Origin of the sequence: Planctomonas deserti (assembly GCF_003067705.1) — a bacterium.
Lineage (GTDB): Bacteria > Actinomycetota > Actinomycetes > Actinomycetales > Microbacteriaceae > Planctomonas > Planctomonas deserti.
The window spans coordinates 171876-192134 of sequence record NZ_QANL01000004.1 but is presented as its reverse complement, the minus strand read 5'-3'; the positions used below and the strand labels follow the sequence as shown (position 1 = coordinate 192134).

The 20259-nt window shown below is 69.6% G+C and carries 15 protein-coding genes and 1 pseudogene; 14 read left to right on the top strand and 2 right to left on the bottom strand.

The window, feature by feature from the left end; translation table 11 throughout:
* The first annotated feature begins 28 nt into the window (after positions 1 to 28).
* The 4 genes from DAI20_RS14365 (at position 29) to uvrB (ending at position 6780) form a co-directional block, all read left to right on the top strand.
* The gene (locus DAI20_RS14365) at positions 29 to 1717 is read left to right on the top strand and encodes a DUF885 domain-containing protein (protein ID WP_108252590.1); all 1689 of its coding nucleotides are present in this window, start codon (positions 29 to 31) and stop codon (positions 1715 to 1717) included.
* 480 nt (positions 1718 to 2197) lie between these two features.
* Positions 2198 to 3655, top strand: a complete 1458-nt coding sequence (gene rpsA / locus DAI20_RS14360; RefSeq protein ID WP_108252044.1) for a 30S ribosomal protein S1 — start codon at positions 2198 to 2200, stop codon at positions 3653 to 3655.
* A gap of 301 nt (positions 3656 to 3956) precedes the next feature.
* Complete coding sequence (gene coaE, locus DAI20_RS14355; RefSeq protein WP_108252042.1) at positions 3957 to 4559, top strand: dephospho-CoA kinase; 603 nt, start codon at positions 3957 to 3959, stop codon at positions 4557 to 4559.
* 154 nt (positions 4560 to 4713) lie between these two features.
* The gene (gene uvrB, locus DAI20_RS14350; protein ID WP_108252040.1) at positions 4714 to 6780 is read left to right on the top strand and encodes an excinuclease ABC subunit UvrB; all 2067 of its coding nucleotides are present in this window, start codon (positions 4714 to 4716) and stop codon (positions 6778 to 6780) included.
* Positions 6781 to 6798: 18 nt separating this feature from the next.
* On the opposite strand, the gene DAI20_RS14345 is transcribed toward uvrB, so the two are convergent.
* Positions 6799 to 7914, bottom strand: a complete 1116-nt coding sequence (locus tag DAI20_RS14345) for a hypothetical protein (protein ID WP_108252038.1) — start codon at positions 7912 to 7914, stop codon at positions 6799 to 6801.
* A gap of 76 nt (positions 7915 to 7990) precedes the next feature.
* On the opposite strand from DAI20_RS14345, the gene uvrA reads away from it, so the two are divergent.
* The 10 genes and pseudogenes from uvrA (at position 7991) to DAI20_RS14295 (ending at position 19404) form a co-directional block, all read left to right on the top strand.
* The gene (uvrA, locus tag DAI20_RS14340; RefSeq protein ID WP_240606089.1) at positions 7991 to 10858 is read left to right on the top strand and encodes an excinuclease ABC subunit UvrA; all 2868 of its coding nucleotides are present in this window, start codon (positions 7991 to 7993) and stop codon (positions 10856 to 10858) included.
* A gap of 3 nt (positions 10859 to 10861) precedes the next feature.
* Positions 10862 to 12766 carry an excinuclease ABC subunit UvrC gene (gene uvrC / locus DAI20_RS14335; protein ID WP_108252034.1) on the top strand — a complete coding sequence of 635 codons (1905 nt, stop codon included), beginning with the start codon at positions 10862 to 10864 and terminating at the stop codon, positions 12764 to 12766.
* Positions 12767 to 12849: 83 nt separating this feature from the next.
* Positions 12850 to 13726: pseudogene (gene rapZ, locus DAI20_RS14330) on the top strand (RNase adapter RapZ).
* 31 nt (positions 13727 to 13757) lie between these two features.
* Entirely contained in the window at positions 13758 to 14735 is a 978-nt protein-coding gene (whiA, locus tag DAI20_RS14325; RefSeq protein WP_108252032.1) for a DNA-binding protein WhiA, read from the top strand.
* Between the two features lie 109 nt (positions 14736 to 14844).
* A complete protein-coding gene (locus tag DAI20_RS14320; RefSeq protein WP_108252030.1) occupies positions 14845 to 15471 on the top strand; it encodes a superoxide dismutase in 627 nt (208 codons plus the stop codon).
* A gap of 90 nt (positions 15472 to 15561) precedes the next feature.
* The gene (gap, locus tag DAI20_RS14315) at positions 15562 to 16569 is read left to right on the top strand and encodes a type I glyceraldehyde-3-phosphate dehydrogenase (protein WP_108252028.1); all 1008 of its coding nucleotides are present in this window, start codon (positions 15562 to 15564) and stop codon (positions 16567 to 16569) included.
* A 21-nt stretch (positions 16570 to 16590) separates the two neighbouring features.
* Positions 16591 to 17808, top strand: coding sequence for a phosphoglycerate kinase (locus tag DAI20_RS14310; protein WP_108252026.1), 1218 nt, complete (start codon positions 16591 to 16593; stop codon positions 17806 to 17808).
* Complete coding sequence (gene tpiA, locus DAI20_RS14305) at positions 17796 to 18590, top strand: triose-phosphate isomerase (RefSeq protein WP_108252024.1); 795 nt, start codon at positions 17796 to 17798, stop codon at positions 18588 to 18590. Before DAI20_RS14310 ends, tpiA begins: the two co-directional genes overlap by 13 nt.
* A 131-nt stretch (positions 18591 to 18721) precedes the next feature.
* Positions 18722 to 18973: a preprotein translocase subunit SecG gene (gene secG / locus DAI20_RS14300; protein WP_108252022.1), complete on the top strand. Its 252-nt coding sequence runs from the start codon at positions 18722 to 18724 to the stop codon at positions 18971 to 18973.
* A gap of 62 nt (positions 18974 to 19035) precedes the next feature.
* Entirely contained in the window at positions 19036 to 19404 is a 369-nt protein-coding gene (locus DAI20_RS14295; RefSeq protein WP_108252020.1) for an RNA polymerase-binding protein RbpA, read from the top strand.
* Between the two features lie 82 nt (positions 19405 to 19486).
* Here the strand turns inward: DAI20_RS14295 and pgl are convergent, their stop codons facing one another.
* The gene (pgl, locus tag DAI20_RS14290; protein ID WP_108252018.1) at positions 19487 to 20257 is read right to left on the bottom strand and encodes a 6-phosphogluconolactonase; all 771 of its coding nucleotides are present in this window, start codon (positions 20255 to 20257) and stop codon (positions 19487 to 19489) included.
* Between the last annotated feature and the right edge of the window lie 2 nt (positions 20258 to 20259).

Genomic DNA, 20259 nt, shown 5'->3' with positions numbered 1-20259 from the left:
CGAGACCACCGGCACGGGACAGAGCGCGATGACCGGCACGCCCGGAACGCCGCCCGGAGCGCGCAGGCCCACGGCGGTCGACGCGATCGCGGAGGGCTGGGTCGACACCCTCCTCGAGCTGAGCCCCGAGCTGCACGTGTACCTCGGCCGCCCCGGCCGCGAGGGGCAGTACTCCGACTACTCGCCCGCCGGCCACGAGCGGCGCGCCGAGGCCGCCCGCCGGGTGCTCGCCGCGCTCGACTCGGCCGAGCCCGGGGACGAGGTGGACGTCGTGACGGCGGCCGACCTCCGCCGCGAGCTCGAACTCGACCTCGAGCGGCACGAGGCGAGGCTCCACCTGCGGGACCTGAACGTGATCGCGTCGCCGGCCCAGGAGATCCGCGAGGTGTTCGACCTCATGCCCACCGGCTCCGAGGGCGACTGGGCCACGATCGCGGAGCGGCTGCGCAACGTGCCGGGTGCCGTGTCCGGGTACCGGCAGACGCTCGCCGCGGGCATCGCCGCGGGCGCCGCCCCGGCGAAGCGCCAGGTGCGGGAGGTCGCCGAGCAGGCCGCGGCGCACGCGTCCTCCGACGGCTTCTTCCGCTCCCTCGTCACCGGCGCGTCGGTCGACGGGGCCGAACTGCCGGAGTCGCTCCGCGCCGATCTCGACCGCGCCGCCGGGCAGGCCGCCGAGGCGTACGCCGGCCTCGCCGACTTCCTTCGGACCGAACTCGAGCCCGCGGCGCGGCAGGACGACGCCGCGGGCCGGGAGGAGTACGCGCTGGCGTCCCGCGGCTTCCTCGGCGCGACCATCGACCTCGACGAGACCTACGAGTGGGGCATTGAGGAGTTGGCCCGCATGACGGAGGAGCAGGAGGCCATCGCCCGGGAGATCAAGCCGGGCGCCGGCGTCCTGGAGGCCATCGCCCACCTCGACGCGGACGAGAGCCGCACGCTGCACGGCACGGACGCGTTGCAGCGCTGGATGCAGGAGACGAGCGACCGCGCCGTCGAGGAGCTCTCCCGCTCGCACTTCGACATCCCGGAGGTGATCCGCGAGCTCGAGTGCCGCATCGCGCCGACGAACGAGGGCGGCATCTACTACACGGGCCCGGCCGATGACTTCTCCCGCCCCGGCCGCATGTGGTGGTCCGTTCCTGAGGGGGTCACCGAGTTCGCGACCTGGCGCGAACTCACGACGGTCTACCACGAGGGCGTGCCCGGTCATCACCTGCAGATCGCGCAGGCGACCTACAACAAGGCGAGCCTCAACAGCTGGCGTCGCATCGCCGGCACGTCCGGCCACGCGGAGGGCTGGGCGCTGTACGCGGAGCGGCTCATGGAGGAGCTCGGTTACCTCGACGACCCCGCGGACCGGCTCGGCATGCTCGACGGCCAGCGGATGCGGGCGGCCCGCGTCGTGCTCGACATCGGCGTCCACCTGCGCAAGCCGCGCCTCGACGGGACGGGCACCTGGGACGCGGACTACGCCTTCGAGTTCATGAAGCGCAACGTCAACATGGACGAGAGCTTCGTGCGCTTCGAGGTGAACCGCTACCTCGGCTGGCCAGGTCAGGCGCCGTCCTACAAGGTGGGGCAGCGCATCTGGGAGCAGCTGCGCGACGAGGCCCGCAGGCGCGAGGGCGCGGACTTCGACATCAAGCGCTTCCACCGCCGCGCGCTGGACCTCGGCGGCGTCGGCCTCGACACCCTGCGCGCGGCCCTGCTCGCCTGACCGCCGTCCAGCGGGTCAGCAGTTCACTGGATCGCCGAGTCAGCGGACCGGCTGCCGCGGACCTGAGCGCAATTCAGCAGATCCCGCCCGCCGGTGGACGCAATTCAGCAGATTCCGCCGCCGGTGAGCGCAATTCAGCAAATCCCGGCCGACACGCCGGTGCGGAGCGGCGACATGCCGACGTCGGATGCCTCCCTGCTGAATTGCGTGGCTTGGTTCTCACGAATGGCGCCGCCTGGCGGAGGAGGGTCGCATCGCCCCGCGCTCCCGCATCACCCCGCCGCCCCGCGGCGGCCCGCGCTCCCGCGGCAGCCCGCGGCGGCACGCGGCGCGCGGGGCGTTCCGCGGGCTGGCGTGCCCGTGCTACGGGCGCTAGAATCGAATGTCGCACTCGCGGCACTCCTATTCGCCTGTCACGGCGAGCCAATCGCACCACATCGTCCGTGACCTGAACCATGTCCATTCTGGAGCAACTACTACATGACGATCGCAACGACCGACAAGGCACTGAAGCAGGTAGCCGTAAATGACATCGGCTCCGCAGAAGACTTCCTTGCCGCGGTCGAGAAGACCCTGAAATTCTTCAACGACGGAGACCTCATCGAGGGCACCGTGGTGAAGATCGACCGCGACGAGGTCCTCCTCGACGTCGGTTACAAGACCGAGGGCGTCATTCCCTCCCGCGAACTTTCCATCAAGCACGACGTCGACCCGAGCGAGGTCGTCCAGGTCGGCGACAGCGTCGAGGCTCTTGTTCTCCAGAAGGAGGACAAGGAGGGCCGGCTCATCCTGTCCAAGAAGCGCGCACAGTACGAGCGCGCGTGGGGCGACGTCGAGAAGATCAAGGAGTCCGATGGCGTTGTCACCGGTTCCGTGATCGAGGTCGTCAAGGGTGGCCTCATCGTCGACATCGGCCTCCGTGGCTTCCTCCCGGCGTCGCTCATCGAGCTCCGCCGCGTGCGCGACCTCACGCCGTACCTCGGCCAGGAGATCGAGGCGAAGATCCTCGAGCTCGACAAGAACCGCAACAACGTCGTTCTCTCCCGTCGCGCCCTGCTCGAGCAGACGCAGTCCGAGAGCCGTTCGACCTTCCTCAACAACCTCCACAAGGGTCAGGTCCGCAAGGGCGTCGTCTCCTCGATCGTCAACTTCGGTGCGTTCGTGGACCTCGGCGGCGTCGACGGTCTCGTCCACGTGTCGGAGCTCAGCTGGAAGCACATCGAGCACGCCAGCGAGGTCGTCGAGGTCGGCCAGGAGGTCACCGTCGAGATCCTCGAGGTCGACCTCGAGCGCGAGCGCGTCTCCCTGTCGCTCAAGGCGACGCAGGAGGACCCGTGGCAGGTCTTCGCCCGCACCCACGCCATCGGCCAGGTCGCACCGGGCAAGGTCACCAAGCTCGTTCCGTTCGGTGCGTTCGTGCGCGTCGCGGACGGCATCGAGGGCCTCGTGCACATCTCGGAGCTGTCCGGCAAGCACGTCGAGCTCGCCGAGCAGGTCGTGTCGGTCGGCGAAGAGGTCTTCGTCAAGGTCATCGACATCGACCTCGAGCGTCGCCGCATCTCGCTGAGCCTCAAGCAGGCCAACGAGGGCGTGGACCCCGAGGGCACCGAGTTCGACCCGGCGCTCTACGGCATGCTCACCGAGTACGACGAGCAGGGGAACTACAAGTACCCCGAGGGCTTCGACCCGGAGACGAACGAGTGGAAGGAAGGCTTCGAGGCCCAGCGCGAGAAGTGGGAGCAGGACTACGCTGCCGCCCAGGCTCGCTGGGAGGCCCACAAGAAGCAGGTCGCCGCTGCCGCCGAGGCCGAGGCTTCCGACACCGGCACCACGTCCGTCGGTGGCTCCTCCTTCACGAGCGAGTCGACCGGTGCGGGCACGCTCGCCGATGACGAGTCCCTCGCGGCCCTCCGCGAGAAGCTCTCGAGCAACTCCTAAGCACCACCGCCCGGCAACGGGTGCATCGGGGCGGTTCCTCCTTCGGGAGGGACCGCCCCTTCGCTTTCCCCGGCGCCCGCCGCTTTCCCCCCGGCGCCCTCCCTCCCCCCGGCGCCCGCCCGCCCCCCGCTCCTCCGCCTCCCGGGATCCCCATTCCCCTGAGGTGCCTGCTTCGGACCTTCCCGAGCCGAAAACACGACCGATTCGGGCACCTCACGGGCTCGGAGGCGGGCGGGGACGGGGACGCGGGTGGGACGGGGGAGGCGCGTCAGCGCGTCGCCGACCGGAATAGGGTTGACGGGTGTTCCTGATCGGGTTGACGGGCGGCATCGCCGCGGGGAAGTCGGTCGTGGCCGAGCGCATGGCCGAGCTCGGCGCCGTGCACATCGACGCGGACGCCCTGGCCCGCGAGGTCGTCGAGCCCGGCACGGATGCGCTGCGGCGCATCGAGGAGGAGTTCGGCCCCGGCGTCATCGCACCGGACGGCTCCCTCGACCGCAAGTCGCTCGGCGCGGTCGTGTTCGCCTACCCAGAGAAGCTCGCGCTGCTGAACTCGATCACTCACCCGGCGGTGCGGAAGCGGTCCTCCGAGCTCATCGAGGCGGCCAGGGCCGAGAACCCGCGGGCCGTCGTCGTGTACGACGTGCCGCTGCTCGTCGAGGCCGCCGTCGACCACCCGTTCGACATCGTGGTCGTCGTGAGCGCCACGGAGGAGAACCGGATCCGCCGGCTCACCGAGCTGCGCGGGATGTCGCGCGTCGAGGCGCTGCGCCGGATGGCGTCCCAGGCGCCGGAGTCGGAGCGGCTCGCCATTGCGGACGTGGTGATCGACGCCAACGGCTCGCTCGAGGAGACCCTCGGCCAGGTGGACGCGTTCTGGGGCACCATCCCGCGGGCGGGCTGATCGCGCGGTTCCGCGGAGAGGGCGACCACACTTGGTCGCAGGGTCGGGCACTCCGGCAGGGCGGATCGGCACCGGCAGACCGGCCCCGCGGGAGGCGTTGCGCTCCCAGCGGACACGCCGGACCGATGTCGGTGGTCCCTCTTAAACTTGAGGTATGCAAGCCACCCGTTCCGTGCGCCCCTTCGAGGTCATCAGCGAGTACAAGCCGAGCGGCGACCAGCCGCAGGCCATCGCCGAGCTGGCCGGTCACATCAACGCGGGTGAGACCGACGTCGTGCTGCTCGGCGCGACCGGTACCGGAAAGTCGGCGACCACCGCGTGGCTGGTCGAGGCCGTGCAGCGACCTACGCTCGTGCTCGCCCACAACAAGACCCTCGCGGCGCAGCTCGCCAACGAGTTCCGCGAGCTGATGCCGAACAACGCGGTCGAGTACTTCGTCTCCTATTACGACTACTACCAGCCTGAGGCGTACGTTCCGCAGACGGACACCTTCATCGAGAAGGACTCGTCCATCAACGAGGAGGTGGAGCGCCTCCGGCACTCGACCACGAACTCGCTGCTCAGCCGGCGCGACGTCATCGTCGTCTCCACCGTCTCCTGCATCTACGGCCTCGGCACGCCGGAGCAGTACATCAACGCCATGATCGCGCTGCAGGTCGGCATGCGCATCAACCGCGACGACCTCATCCGCAAGTTCGTCTCCATGCAGTACAACCGCAACGACGTCGACTTCTCGCGCGGCAACTTCCGCGTGCGCGGCGACACCATCGAGATCATCCCGATGTACGAGGAGCTGGCCATCCGCATCGAGATGTTCGGCGACGAGATCGAGGCGCTGTACACGCTGCACCCGCTCACGGGCGACGTCGTGCGCAAGATGGACTCCGTCTCCGTCTTCCCCGGCTCGCACTACGTCGCCGAGCGCGACGTGATGAACCGCGCCATCGGCACCATCCAGATGGAGCTCGAGGAGCGGCTCGCCGTGCTCGAGCGCGAGGGCAAGCTGCTCGAGGCCCAGCGCCTGCGCATGCGCACCAACTTCGACATCGAGATGATGCAGCAGATCGGGTTCTGCTCCGGCATCGAGAACTACTCGCGGCACATCGACGGCCGCGCGCCCGGTGAGGCGCCGCACTGCCTGCTCGACTACTTCCCGGACGACTTCCTCGTCGTGATCGACGAGTCGCACGTGACCGTGCCGCAGATCGGCGCCATGTACGAGGGCGACTCGTCCCGCAAGCGCACGCTCGTCGACCACGGCTTCCGCCTGCCGAGCGCCCTCGACAATCGGCCGCTGCGCTGGAACGAGTTCAAGGACCGGGTCGGCCAGACCGTCTACCTGTCCGCGACCCCCGGACGCTACGAGCTGGGCATCACCGACAGCGTCGTCGAGCAGATCATCCGCCCGACCGGGCTCGTCGACCCGCAGATCGTGGTCAAGCCCACCAAGGGTCAGATCGACGACCTTCTCGAGGAGATCAAGCAGCGCACCGAGAAGGACGAGCGCGTGCTCGTGACGACGCTGACCAAGAAGATGGCCGAGGAGCTGACGGACTTCCTCGCCGAGGCGGGCGTGCGCGTGCGCTACCTGCACTCCGACGTCGACACCCTGCGCCGCGTCGAGCTGCTGTCCGAGCTGCGGAGCGGCGTGTACGACGTGCTCGTCGGCATCAACCTGCTGCGCGAGGGCCTCGACCTGCCGGAGGTGTCGCTCGTCGCGATCCTCGACGCGGACAAGGAGGGCTTCCTGCGCTCGTCGACCTCGCTCATCCAGACCATCGGACGTGCCGCCCGTAACGTCTCGGGCGAGGTGCACATGTACGCCGACGTGATGACCGACTCGATGCAGAAGGCGATCGAGGAGACGGACCGTCGCCGCGCCCGGCAGATCGAGTACAACACGCTGCACGGCATCGACCCGACCCCGCTGCGCAAGAAGATCGCGGACATCACGGACGCGCTCGTGCGCGAGGGCCAGGACACCAAGAAGCTGCTCGAGGGCCGCCAGGCGGGCAAGCGGTCGCCGACGCCGAACCTGCGTCGCGAGGGACTCGCGGCCTCCGGCGCCAACGAGCTGGAGTCGATCATCGCCGACCTCAACGAGCAGATGCTGCAGGCGGCGGGGGAGCTGAAGTTCGAGCTGGCGGCGCGCCTCCGCGACGAGCTCGGCGACCTCAAGCGCGAGCTGCGCCAGATGTCGAAGGCGGGCCACCTGGTCTAGGGGAATCGAGGGCCGCGATCAGGACGCCGTCGGCACCCAGTCGTCGGTGCCCTGCTCGCGCACCCAGCGCTCGCGCGTCGACGGGTCGACGCGCACGTCGGTAAGCCAGAACGTGGCGTCCGGGTCCCACCCGGCGAGCACCGACGCCGCATCGCCCTCGACAGCGATCGCGCGGCCGGCCGTCGACAGGTAGCCCGCCACCGACAGGTGCACCGCGTCGACGCTCCCGCGCACCGCCGACCAGTCGGGGACGACCCATCGCCCGTTCCTGCCGGTCGCGCGATACCAGTCGTGCCGTCGCGAGGACGTGACGTCGAGGGGGAAGCGACGGCACAGCTCCGCCCATGCCTCCGGGCCGTCGATCTCGAGCACGCGGGCGCCGGCCGGGATGTGAGCGCGCCGGGCCGCAGCCGCCTCCCAGCCCAGGCCGTCCTCGACCAGGCGCAGTCCCACGGGTCCCCGCCCCGGCAGCGCCCGCGTCGTCCGGATCAGGTCGGCGGGCGGGCGGGACCACCACGTGCCGCTCCACGGCGCCGCGGGGTCGCTCGGCCGGTCGCGTCGCGCGGCCGCCTCCTCGGCGATCGTGGCCGCTCGCCAGCGCTCGACGACTTCCCGCATCCGCCCGGCGTCCGAGGCGCCGGGGCTCGGCAGTCCGTCGAACGCGACCGTCCACTGCTCCCGAGCGGCGGGCGTCGCCCACCACGCGGAGTGCGGCGAGCCGGCGATCGCGGCCGCGATCCGCGCGAGCGGGGCCCGCAGTTCCGGGGTGGCCGCCAGCACATCCTCGCCGTCGGGCTCCTGCCAGTAGCGGGCGAGGTCGACCGTGTCGGCGAGCGCGAGCAGCAGGCCTCCCTCGTCGGAACCGGCGGTCGGCACCCGATCGAGAAGCGGGGCGACCTCGGCGGGCGACGGCGTCGGCACCGGGCCCGTGTCATCGCGGGGGCCGAACAGGACGACGCCGGACGTTCCCCGCCCCGGGTCGAGAGCGTGCGCGGCGAGGAGGACCGCCTGCCGGAGAAGCTGGGCGTCCTCGCCGGCGGGGACGCCGCCGTCGTCGAGTTCGCGGAGCGCGACGGCGAGGCACAGCCGCCGTCCGCGTGGGCCGGCGAGCAGCACGGTCGGGTCAAGCGTCATGCTTCGTCCCACTTCCGGTTACGCCCTCGGGGAACCCCACAGGGGAGTGTCGGTGGCAGCGCCTAAAATATCTAGAGTGTCAATTTCCGAGGTGGACGTCTCCGCCAAGCTCAGCGTCCGTGGTGCACGCGTCCACAATCTCCACAACGTAGACCTCGACATCCCCCGGGACTCCCTGGTCGTCTTCACGGGACTCTCGGGCTCGGGCAAGTCGTCCCTCGCCTTTGACACCATCTTCGCGGAGGGACAGCGCCGCTACGTCGAGTCGCTCTCCGCCTACGCCCGCCAGTTCCTCGGCCAGGTCGACCGGCCGGACGTGGACTTCATCGAGGGCCTGAGCCCCGCGGTCTCGATCGACCAGAAGTCCACCAACCGCAACCCGCGCTCGACGGTCGGCACCATCACCGAGATCTACGACTACATGCGCCTGCTCTGGGCGCGCATCGGCGTGCCGCACTGCCCCATCTGCGGCGAGCAGATCTCCCGCCAGACGGTGCAGCAGATCGCGGACCACCTCATGGAGCTCGAGCCGGGCACCCGCTACCAGGTGCTGAGCCCGGTGGTGTCGCAGAAGAAGGGCGAGTTCGTCGACCTCTTCAAAGAGCTCGCGTCCACCGGCTACTCGCGCGCCGTCGTCGACGGGGAGCGCGTGTCGCTGAGCGAACCGCCCACGCTGAAGAAGCAGTTCAAGCACGACATCTCCGTCGTCGTCGACCGCCTGGTCGCCGGACCGGACATCCTCGGCAGGCTCACCGACTCCCTCGAGACCGCGCTGCGCCTCACCGACGGCACCGTCGCCATCGACTTCGTGGACGTCGACGGCCCGGGCGGCCTCCGTTCGTTCTCCGAGAAGCTCTCCTGCCCGAACGACCACCCGCTGCAGCTCACCGAGATCGAGCCGCGCACGTTCTCGTTCAACGCCCCGTTCGGCGCCTGCCCCGAGTGCTCCGGCCTCGGCACGCGCATGTCCGTCGACCAGGAGCTGCTCATCGGTGACGAGAGCCTGAGCATCAAGAACGGCGTGATCCTGCCCTGGACGACCCAGGGCAAGGGGCTGTTCAACTACTACGAGAAGCTGCTCGCCGGCCTCGCCCGCGACCTCAAGTTCTCGCTCTCGACGCCGTGGAAGAAGCTCGACCCGAAGGTCAAGGAGGCGGTGCTGCGCGGCGACAACTTCGAGGTGCAGGTGCGCTGGAAGAACCGCTTCGGCCGCGAGATGACCTACTCCTCCGGCTTCGAGGGCGTCATCCCCTACATCGAGCGGCAGTACGCCCAGGCCGAGACGGACACCCAGCGTGCGCGCTGGGCCGAATACCTGCGCGAGATCCCGTGCCCGGTCTGCGACGGCCGCCGGCTCAAGCCCGAGGTGCTCGCCGTGCTCGTGCACGGCTCGAACATCGCCGACGTCGCGGAGCTCAGCCTCTCCGACGCCCAGGCGTTCATGGCCCAGCTGAAGCTCACCGATAGGGAGGCGCACATCGCCGCCCAGGTGCTGCGCGAGATCCGGGTGCGCCTCGACTTCCTCATCGAGGTCGGCCTCAACTACCTGAACCTCTCCCGCGCCGCCGCGACGCTGTCCGGCGGCGAGGCCCAGCGCATCCGCCTCGCGACGCAGATCGGCTCCGGCCTCACCGGGGTGCTCTACGTGCTCGATGAGCCGAGCATCGGCCTGCACCAGCGGGACAACCGCAGGCTCATCGAGACGCTGGTCAAGCTCCGCGACCTCGGCAACACCCTGATCGTTGTGGAGCACGACGAGGACACCATCCGCACCGCGGACTGGGTGGTCGACATCGGCCCGGGCGCTGGCGTCAACGGCGGCACGGTCGTGCACTCCGGCTCGTACGAGGAGCTCATCCGCAACGAGGAGTCGCTCACCGGTGACTACCTCGCCGGGCGCAAGGCCATCGACGTGCCGAAGAAGCGCAGGCCGATCGACAGGTCACGCCAGATCCAGGTCGTCGGGGCGCGCGCCAACAACCTGAAGGATGTCACGGCGGCGTTCCCGCTGGGGACGCTCATCTCCGTGACCGGCGTGAGCGGCTCCGGCAAGTCCTCGCTCGTGAACGACATCCTGTACCGGGTGCTCGCCAACCGGCTCAACGGCGCCCGCAAGGTGCCCGGCAAGCACAGCCGCGTGACCGGCCTGGAGAACCTCGACAAGGTCGTGCACGTCGACCAGAACCCGATCGGCCGCACCCCGCGCTCGAACCCCGCGACCTACACCGGCGTGTTCGACAAGATCCGCAACCTCTTCTCCGAGACGGCGGAGGCGAAGGCACGCGGCTACCTGCCCGGCCGGTTCAGCTTCAACGTCAAGGGCGGCCGCTGCGAGGCGTGCTCGGGCGACGGCACCATCAAGATCGAGATGAACTTCCTGCCCGACGTGTACGTCGCGTGCGAGGTGTGCGGGGGAGCGCGGTACAACCGCGAGACCCTCGGCATCCACTACAAGGGCAAGAACATCGCCGAGGTGCTGGACATGCCGATCGCCGAGGCGGCGGACTTCTTCGAGCCCATCGCGTCGATCCACCGCTTCATGAAGACCCTCGTCGACGTCGGCCTCGGCTACGTGCGCCTCGGTCAGAGCGCCACGACCCTGTCCGGCGGCGAGGCGCAGCGCGTGAAGCTCGCGACCGAGCTGCAGCGCCGGTCGAACGGCCGCAGCGTGTACGTGCTCGACGAGCCGACGACGGGCCTGCACTTCGAGGACGTCCGGAAGCTCCTCATGGTGCTGAACGGTCTCGTCGACAAGGGCAACACGGTCATCGTCATCGAGCACAACCTCGACGTCATCAAGTCCTCGGACTGGCTCATCGACCTCGGGCCGGAGGGCGGGGCCGGGGGCGGCACGATCATCGCGACCGGCACCCCGGAGCAGCTGGCGAAGGTGGAGGCGAGCCACACGGGCTTCTTCCTGCGCGAAGTGCTCGGCGACGACTAGGCGATGTCGAACGCCCTTCCCTACCGCCCGCGCACGGGCGAGATCCCGACCGATCCCGGCGTCTACCGGTTCCGCGACGAGAACGGCCGCGTGCTCTACGTCGGCAAGGCGAAGAACCTGCGGGCCAGGCTCAGCAACTACTTCGCCCCGCTGCCGAGCCTGCACGAGCGCACCCGGCGCATGGTCACGACCGCCAACAGCGTCGAGTGGACCGTCGTGGCCAGCGAGTTCGAGGCGCTCCAGCTCGAGTTCACCTGGATCAAGGAGTTCAACCCGCCGTTCAACGTGCAGTTCCGGGACGACAAGTCGTACCCGTACCTCGCCGTGACGCTCGGCGAGGAGATCCCGCGGGTGCTCGTCACCCGCAATCGCAAGATCAAGGGCGCCCGCTACTTCGGGCCCTACACGAAGGCCTGGGCGATCCGCGACACCGTGGACCACATGCTCAAGGTCTTCCCGATGCGCAGCTGCACGGACACGATCTACCGGCGCGCCCAGCAGACGAACCGCCCCTGCCTGCTCGGCGACATCGGCCGCTGCGCCGCGCCCTGCGTCGCCCGCGTGACGGCGGAGGAGCACCGCGTCATCGCCGACGACTTCGTGAGCTTCATGGGCGGCAACGACTCGCGCTACATCGCCCAGCTGAACCGGGAGATGAAGGCCGCCGCCGCCGAGATGGACTACGAGTCGGCCGCGCGGTACCGCGACAGCATCGGCGCGCTCGAGGCGGCGCTCAGCAAGACCGCGGTCGTGTTCGGCGACCGGGTCGACGCCGACGTCTTCGGCATCGCCGCGGACGAGCTCGCCGCGTCCGTGCACCAGTTCATCGTGCGCGGCGGCCGCATCCGCGGAACGCGCAGCTGGGTCGTGGACAAGGAGCTCGACATCGGGATCGGCGAGCTCGTCGAGACCGTGCTGCACAACGCGTACGAGGACGACATCTACCCGCCCCGCGAGGTCTTCGTGCCCGAGCTCCCCGAGGACGCCGCGGAGCTCGAGCTCTGGCTCGGCGAGCGGCGCCGCGAGGGCCTGCGGGAGGAGGCGCCCGGTCCCGGGCGCGTGTCCGCGGGCAACGTCGACCTGAAGGTCGCGCAGCGCGGGGACAAGAAGGCCCTTGCGGAGACGGCGGAGACGAACGCCCGTCAGTCGCTTCTGCTCTACAAGACCAGGCGCAGCTCCGACTTCGTCGCGCGGTCCCAGGCGCTCACCGACATCCAGGAGGCGCTCGGCATGCCGGACGCGCCCCTGCGGATGGAGTGCTTCGACGTCTCGCACCTCAGCGGCACCAACATCGTCGCCTCGATGGTGGTGTTCGAGGACGGCCTGCCGCGGAAGGACCAGTACCGGCGCTTCAGCATCCCCGAGTCGACGGACGACACGGAGTCGATCTACCAGGTGCTGACCCGGCGGCTGGCGTACCTGGGGGAGGAGCCGAAGAGGAGCGAGGAGGACGCCGAGATCAAGAAGTTCTCCTACAGCCCGAACCTGCTGCTCGTCGACGGCGGCCAGCCGCAGGTCCAGGCCGCCGCACGGGCGCTCGCCGAGTCCGGCGTCACGGGCATCCAGCTCGCCGGCATCGCGAAGCGGCTCGAGGAGATCTGGCTCCCGGACAGCGACTACCCGGTCATCCTGCCGCGCAACAGCGACGCCCTGTTCCTCATCCAGCGCATCCGCGACGAGGCCCACCGCTTCGCGATCACGTACCAGCGCAGCAAGCGCAAGCGCGACATCACGTCGCAGCTGAGCGAGATCCGCGGGCTCGGCCCGTCCCGCGTGCAGCGCCTGCTCAAGCACTTCGGCTCCGTCTCCCGGCTCAAGGCCGCCGACGTCGACGAGATCGCCTCCGTGCGCACCATCGGCCCGACCCTCGCGCAGGTGGTCTTCGACGCCCTGCACCCCGCAGAGTGATCGGGCCGCTCGGCGCGGGCCGGCTCGACCCGGGGTTAGGCTTGATCGGGTCAATAGACCCAAGAGCAGGAAGCGTAGGTTCGATGACCGACGAATCCGACCAGCACCAGGTGCTCATCGTCACGGGGATGTCCGGGGCCGGCCGCTCCACGGTGGCGAACGCGCTCGAGGACCTCGGCTGGTACGTGGTCGACAACCTGCCCCCGCAGATGCTGAAGCCGCTCGTCGACCTCAGCAGCCGTGCCGGCGACAAGCTGCCGAAGATCGCGGCCGTCGTCGACGTGCGCGGCGGCGAGTTCTTCCTCGACCTGCGCGACATCGTGCAGAACCTCCGTGGCGGCCGCGAGCTGCGCATGCTCTTCCTCGAGGCCACGGACGCCGCCCTGGTGCGCCGCTTCGAGCAGGTGCGCCGGCCGCACCCGCTGCAGGGCGACGGCACGCTGCTCGACGGCATCACGGCCGAGCGCGGGCGCATGGTCGAGATCCGCGAGGCCAGCGACATCATCATCGACACCTCCGAGCTCAACATCCACCAGCTCGCCACCAAGGTGACGGAGGAGTTCAGCGCGACTGACGCGCCCGGCGTGCGGGTCACGCTGATGAGCTTCGGGTTCAAGTACGGCCTGCCGACCGACGTCGACATGGTCGCCGACATGCGCTTCCTGCCCAACCCGTTCTGGTCGCCCGAGCTGCGGCCGTTCAACGGCAAGGACCGCGTCGTCAGCGACTACGTCCTCGCCCAGGAGGGCGCCGCCGAGTTCGTCGAGCAGTACGCCCGCGCGCTGGCGCCCGTGCTCGCCGGCTATCAGCGGGAGAACAAGAGACACGCTACGATCGCCATCGGCTGCACGGGGGGGAATGCACCGGTCGGTCGCCGTCGCCGAGGAGCTCGCCGAGCGCCTCCGCCACCTTCCCGGCGTCGCCGTGAACGTGAAGCACCGCGACCTCGGACGCGAGTGAACAGCCGAGACTCGCAAGGGAGAACACTGGATTGGCTCTGACAGCCGACGTCAAAGAGGAGCTGGCCCGGATCGAGGTCAGCAAGACCACGGTCCGAGCCGCAGAGCTCGCGACCATTCTGCGGTTCTCGGGGGGACTGCACCTGATCTCCGGCCGCATCGCGGTCGAGTCCGAGCTGGACACCGCCCAGCTCGCGCGCCGGGTGCGCAAGGACCTCGCCGAGCTGTACGGCGTGCGCAGCGACATCTCCGTGATCTCCGCATCCGGGCTGCGCCGCACCAACCACTACCTGGTCCGCGTGCTCGACGGCGAGACGCTCGCCCGTCAGACGGGCCTGCTCGACGCCCGCCGCCGGCCCATCCGGGGCCTGCCGAACCGGCTCACCACCGGATCGCGCGAGGAGCTCGGCGCCGTCTGGCGCGGGGCGTTCCTCGCACAGGGCTCGCTGACGGACCCGGGCCGGTCCGCCGCGCTCGAGATCACCTGCCCCGGCAACGAGGCGGCCATGGCGCTCGTCGGCGCCGCCGGACGACTCGGCGTCGCCGCCAAGGCGCGCGAGGTGCGCGGCGTGCACCGCGTCGTGCTGCGCGAGGGCGAGGCCATCAGCGCCATGCTCGTCCTCATGGGGGCGACCGCGTCGGTCGCGGCGTGGGAGGAGATGCGCCAGCGCCGCGAGGTGCGCGCCACCGCCAACAGGCTCGTGAACTTCGACGACGCGAACCTGCGCCGCTCCGCCCAGGCCGCCGTCGCGGCGTGCGCGCGCGTCGACCGGGCCATGGAGATCCTCGGGCCGGACATCCCCGAGCACCTGCGCTACGCCGGCGAGCTGCGCCTGAAGCACCGCGACGCGAGCCTCGACGAGCTCGGTCACCACGCCGACCCGCCCATGACGAAGGACGCCGTCGCGGGCCGGATCCGCCGCCTCCTGGCCATGGCGGACAAGAAGGCCGCCGACGAGGGGATCCCGGGAACGGACGCGAATCTGCCGCCCGATCTCGAGGACGTGTGAGCCGTTTCCCCGGCCCTCCAGCACCTGATCACGCGGGACTAGACTCGAAAACGTCGCCCGCGCACCGGCCGTCCGCCTGTGCCTGACGGGCTCGATAGAGGAGATATCAATGGCTGATTACGCACTGCCCGAACTGCCCTACGACTACTCGGCCCTCGCGCCGCACATCAGCGGTCGCATCATGGAGCTCCACCACGACAAGCACCACAAGACCTACGTCGACGGCGCGAACACGGCCCTCGTGAAGCTGGCCGAGGCCCGCGACAAGGACGACCTGACCTATGTCAACAAGCTGCAGAAGGACCTGGCGTTCAACCTCGCCGGTCACGTCAACCACACGGTCTTCTGGAACAACCTCTCCCCGGACGGCGGCGACAAGCCGACCGGCGAGCTCGCCGCGGCGATCGACGAGTTCTTCGGCTCGTTCGACAAGTTCCGTGCGCACTTCACCGCCTCCGCGCTCGGCATCCAGGGCTCCGGCTGGTCGATCCTGGCCTGGGACTCGCTCGGCCAGAAGCTCATCATCGAGCAGCTGTACGACCACCAGGGCAACCTCGCCGCGGCGACCATCCCGCTGCTCATGCTCGACATGTGGGAGCACGCCTTCTACCTCGACTACGTGAACGTTAAGGCCGACTACGTCAAGGCGTTCTGGAACATCACCAACTGGGCCGACGTGCAGGCGCGCTTCCTCGTCGCCCGCGAGAAGACGAACGGCCTGCTGCTACTGTCGTAGCGCACCGGGGGTCCCTTTACGGGGGCCCCCGCTCTCTCTCGTCACCCACACCACCGCGTCCGTGCGGACGCCAGAAGTAACTGGAGCACTGTGTCAGTCAAGATCGGAATCAACGGCTTCGGCCGCATCGGCCGCAACTACTTCCGGGCCGCGCTGGCCAAGGGGAGCGACCTCGAGATCGTCGCGGTCAACGACCTCACCGACAACAAGGCGCTCGCGCACCTCCTCAAGTACGACTCCATCACCGGACGCCTCGACGCGACCGTCGAGCTCGAGGGCGACTCGATCATCGTCAACGGCAAGCCGATCAAGGTGCTCGAGGAGCGCGACCCCGCCAACCTCCCCTGGGGCGAGCTGGGCGTCGACATCGTCATCGAGTCGACCGGCCGCTTCACCAAGTCCGTCGACGCGCGCAAGCACATCGAGGCCGGCGCCAAGAAGGTCCTCGTCTCCGCTCCCGCTTCCGGCGACGACGTCGCGACGCTCGTGCTCGGTGTGAACGAGGGCACCTACGACCCCGCCACCCACGACGTGATCTCGAACGCGTCCTGCACGACCAACTGCCTCGCGCCGCTCGCCAAGGTCTTCCTCGACGAGTTCGGCATCGAGCGCGGCCTCATGACGACGGTGCACGCCTACACCGCGGACCAGAACCTCCAGGACGGCCCCCACAGCGACCTGCGTCGCGCCCGCGCCGCCGCCCTCAACATCATCCCGACGTCGACCGGTGCCGCCAAGGCGCTCGGCCTCGTCATCCCCGAGCTCGTCGGCAAGCTCGACGGCTACGCCCTCCGCGTGCCGGTGCCGACCGGCTCCATCACCGACCTCACCATCGAGACGAGCGCGTCCGTCACGGTCGAGCAGGTCAACGCCGCGTACAAGGCCGCCGCCGAGGGCCCGCTCAAGGGCATCCTCAAGTACACCGAGGACCCGATCGTCTCGAGCGACATCCAGGGCGACCCGCACTCCTGCATCTTCGACGCCGGCCTGACCAAGGTCATCGGCACGCAGGTCAAGGTCGGTGGCTGGTACGACAACGAGTGGGGCTACTCCAACCGTCTCGTCGACCTCACCGAGTACGTCGCCGAGCGTCTTTAGACCCCGGAGGACACCGAGCCCGTGGCGCTTCGCACTCTCGAGTCCCTCGGGTCGCTCGGCGGCAGGCGCGTCCTGCTCCGCTGTGACCTGAACGTCCCGCTGAAGGACGGCGCGATCACCGACGACGGTCGGGTCCGCGCCTCCCTCGGCACCATCAACACGCTGGTCAACGCGGGCGCGCGCGTCATCGTCGTGTCGCACCTCGGTCGCCCCGACGGTGCGCCGGACGCCAAGTACAGCCTCGCGCCGGTCGCACAGCGGCTGTCCGAGCTGCTGGGCGCCCCGGTGGCGTTCGCCGAGGACACCGTGGGCGAGGCGGCCGCGAGTGCGGTCGAGAAGCTGACGGACGGCTCGGTGCTCGTGCTGGAGAACCTCCGGTTCAACCCGGAGGAGACCAGCAAGGACGAGGCGGAGCGCCGCTCCTTCGCGGAGAAGCTCGCGGCGTTCGCCGACGCCTTCGTGTCCGACGGCTTCGGCGTCGTGCACCGCAAGCAGGCGAGCGTGTACGAGCTGGCCTCGCTGCTGCCGAGCGCCGCGGGCTCGCTCATCGCATCCGAGCTCGAGGTGCTCGACCGGCTCACCGAGTCGCCCGAGCGTCCGTACGCCGTCGTGCTCGGCGGCTCGAAGGTGTCCGACAAGCTCGGCGTCATCGAGCACCTCCTGCCCCGCGTCGACACGCTCCTGATCGGCGGCGGAATGGTGTTCACCTTCCTCGCCGCCCAGGGGCACAGCGTCGGCAAGAGCCTGCTCGAGGCCGACCAGCTCGACACGGTCCGCGGCTACCTCGACGACGCCGAGAAGCGCGGCGTGCGCATCGTGCTGCCGACGGACATCGTCGTGGCGGAAAAGTTCGGCGCGGACGCGGAGCACGTCGTGCAGCCCGCCGACGCAATCGAGGACTCCCCGTTCGGAGCCTCCGGGCTGGGGCTCGACATCGGACCGGAGACCGGGAGGGCTTTCGCCGCGGAGATCCGCGACGCGAAGACCGTGTTCTGGAACGGTCCGATGGGCGTGTTCGAGCTCGAGGCGTTCGCCGAGGGGACGCGTGCCGTCGCGCAGGCACTCACCGAGGTCGACGGGCTCAGCGTCGTCGGCGGTGGCGACTCCGCAGCGGCCGTCCGCGCCCTCGGCTTCGCGGACGACGCGTTCGGGCACATCTCGACCGGAGGCGGCGCGAGCCTCGAATTCTTGGAGGGCAAACGGTTGCCCGGTCTGGAGGTGCTCGGATGGCAGCGTTGAACGGCAGGCTCCCGCTGATCGCGGGCAACTGGAAGATGAACCTCGACCACCTGCAGGCGATCGCGTTCGTGCAGAAGCTGGCCTGGAGCCTCAAGGACGCCAGGCACGACTTCACGACGGTCGAGGTGGCGGTGTTCCCGCCCTTCACCGATCTGCGCAGCGTGCAGACACTCATCGCGGCCGACAAGCTGCCGATCGTGTTCGGCGGGCAGGACGTCTCGGCGCACGACTCCGGCGCCTACACCGGCGAGATCTCCGGCGCCTTCCTGTCCGCGCTCGAGTGCAGCTACGTCATCATCGGCCACTCCGAGCGGCGCACCCTGCACAACGAGACGGACGAGCAGGTCGCCGCCAAGGTGTCCGCCGCGCTGAAGCACAACCTCGTGCCGATCATCTGCGTCGGCGAGACCGCGGAGGACCTCGAGAAGCACGGACCCAGCGCGGTACCGGTCGCCCAGCTGCGCGCCGCCCTTGCGGGCGTCGACACGGCGGCCGACATCGTGGTGGCATACGAGCCCGTCTGGGCCATCGGCTCCGGACAGGCGGCGACCCCCGAGCAGGCGGAGCAGGTCGCGGCCCAGCTGAGGTCGGTCCTCGCCGAGCTCCTCGGCCAGGACGTCGCAGGCAAGACGCGCATCCTCTACGGCGGATCCGTCAAGGCGAACAACATCGCCGGCTTCATGCGCGAGCCGAACGTGGACGGCGCGCTCGTCGGCGGGGCGAGCCTCGACCTCACCGAGTTCGCCAACATCGTGCGGTACCAGAAGCACGTGGGCGTCTGACCCGGAGGCGCTCCGGGCAGGCGTTCCGCCCCCGATCGGTGCGGCGCACCGGTCGGGGGCACCGCTTTGTTATGATCGTCTGTGGCCCCTCGCGGCCGCACGACTTATTCTCGCGTCTCGAAAGGCTCTGAGTGGAAATCCTCCAGGTCATCTTGCAGGTGCTGCTCGGTATCACGAGCCTCCTGCTCACCATGCTCATCCTGCTGCACCGCGGTCGCGGCGGCGGGCTCTCCGACATGTTCGGCGGTGGTGTGACCTCCAACCTCGGTGCGTCGGGCGTCGCCGAGCGGAACCTGAATCGCATCACGGTGATCCTGGGTCTCGTCTGGATCACCTGCATCGTCGTTCTCGGTCTCATCACCAAGTTCGACGCCGGCGTCTAGGCCGTACCCGGGCGCCGGAGGGCGCCCACCGAGAAACCCGACACCCGACGAATAGAGGACACATGGCATCAGGAGGAAGCGCGATCCGAGGATCGCGAGTGGGCGCAGGCCCCATGGGCGAACAGGACCGCGGTTTCCACGCGGAGCGCGTCGCCGTCTCGTACTGGGACGCGCTCGGCAACGAGACCGTCCGTTACTTCGCCGCTAACCTTCCGGACGAGGAGATCCCCGAGACGATCGACTCCCCGCAGTCCGGACTCCCCGCAGGACGGGACAAGGACAACCCGCCGTCGGTCGCCAAGCTCGAGCCTTACAAGACCCACCTCGCGTACGTAAAGGAGCGTCGCAGCGAGGAGGAGGCCGCCCAGCTTCTCGAGGAGGCGCTGCAGCAGCTGCGCGCCCGTCGCGGGAAGCTCAGCGCTCAGAACTGACGCCCGAACAGGCACGAAGAAAGCCCCGGCCGAGAGGCCGGGGCTTTCTTCGTCGTTCGGGGGAGTCGCGTCCCCCCCGCCGTCAGTAGGCGCTCAGGAAGAGGTTCTCCGGCACGTCGCGGGCCGCGTCGCGGTCGACGAAGAACACGGTGCGCTTGCGCCCCTTGACCCCCGCGACGGGCACCTCGGCGAGCTCGGCACCCGCGAGGGCGAGGCCGAGGGCCGACGCCTTGTCGGGGCCCGCGAGCACCATCCACACGCGCTTCGACGCGTTGATGACCGGAAGCGTGAGGGACAGGCGCTCGGGCGGCGGCTTGGGGGAGTTGCGCACCGGGATGACGACGCGGTCGCGCACGAGCACGCCCGACTTGTCCGGGAACAGCGAGGCGATGTGCCCGTCGGGGCCGACGCCGAGGAAGGTGATGTCGAACGGCGGGTACGGCAGGTCCTCCCAGGAGTGCTCGGCGAGCTCGGCCGCATAGGCCTCGGCCGCCGCGTCGAGGTCGTCGTAGTCGTCCGTCGACGGCATCGGGTGGATGTTCTCCTCCGGCACCTCGATCAGGTCGAGCAGGGCCGCACGCGCCTGGCCCTCGTTGCGCTCCTCGGAGGCCCGGGGCACGAAGCGCTCGTCGCTCCACCAGAAGTGCACGCGGGTCCAGTCGACCCCGGCCTTCGACGGCGACGACGCGATGCTCTGCAGCACGCGCGTGCCGACGGTGCCGCCGGTCAGCGAGATGTGCGCGATGTCCTGGTCGTCGAGGATGTCCGTGAGCTTCGTGTAGAACCGCGCCGCCGCCGACCACGCGAGCGCGTCGATGGTGTCGTGGACGAGTACCCGTCGTTCGTTAGTCACAG